At 67.0% G+C, this 509-nt stretch carries 1 protein-coding gene; it reads right to left on the bottom strand.

Annotated features, from left to right (window positions below):
- Nucleotides 1–509, bottom strand: a 509-nt coding sequence (locus AACH00_RS19860) for an Ig-like domain-containing protein (RefSeq protein ID WP_341400915.1), incomplete at both ends; no start/stop codon positions are given.

The raw sequence follows: 509 nt of genomic DNA, 5'->3' as shown, positions 1-509 counted from the left end.
TTGCCGTCGTTGGTCAGGCTGACCGTGCCCAGCGGCAGGCCGGCGGTGTCGAGCAGCTGGACAGGGCTGCCCACGCTGATCGGCTGGCCGTTGATGGCCGTGATGGTCAGCGTCGGGGTGTCGGCGTCGGTGTCGTTGGCCAGCACGTCAATGGTGACGGGCGTGTCCTCGGGCGTGGTCGCCAGGTCGTCGCTGGCAGCCGGGGTGTCGTCCAGCGGCGTGACGGTGATGTCGAGCGTGGAGCTCGAGCCGGTGTTGGTCGTGTAGGAGACCTGCGGCACCGTGCCGTTGTAGTCGGCAACCGGGGTGAAGGTGTAGCCACCGTTCGAGTTGATGACCAGCGTACCGACGCCTGCGATGGTGGCCGTGGTGCCAGCAGCGAAGGTGCCGGGCAAGCCGGCGACGCTGAACGAAGCAACGCTCAGGGTGTTGTCGATGTCGCTGTCGTTCGTCAGCACGTTGCCGGTGGCAACCGTGTCTTCTGCGACCGTCTTGGTGTCAGGCGCCAG

This window comes from Ideonella margarita (assembly GCF_038066635.1).
GTDB lineage: Bacteria > Pseudomonadota > Gammaproteobacteria > Burkholderiales > Burkholderiaceae_C > Ideonella > Ideonella margarita.
This window is presented reverse-complemented; position numbering and strand designations above follow the sequence as displayed.